1 protein-coding gene is annotated in these 241 nt (G+C 66.8%); it reads right to left on the minus strand.

The window, feature by feature from the left end; translation table 11 throughout:
* A partial coding sequence (locus SB822_RS60350; protein WP_410859551.1) for a 7-cyano-7-deazaguanine synthase occupies positions 1-241 on the minus strand: 241 nt, incomplete at both ends.

Below are 241 nucleotides of genomic sequence, written 5' to 3' on the forward strand. Positions count from 1 at the left end.
GGTAGCACGACACCGTGAGCCCGAAATCCACGCCAAGGCGCACGCCTTCACGCACGATGTCGGCCTTGCCCAGGAACTGCAGCGGGGCGTGCACGCGCAGGCCCGCGCCTTCCACGCCTGCCTTGGTGGCCAGGTTGGCCAACGCCTGGAAGGCGGCGATGAACTCCGGGCGGCAATCCGGGTAACCGGAATAATCCACCGCGTTGACACCGCAGAAGATGTCGTTGGCGCCGAGCACCTC

The sequence above is a fragment of the Paraburkholderia sp. SIMBA_054 genome (genome assembly GCF_046534875.1).
Taxonomy (GTDB): Bacteria; Pseudomonadota; Gammaproteobacteria; order Burkholderiales; family Burkholderiaceae; genus Paraburkholderia; species Paraburkholderia hospita.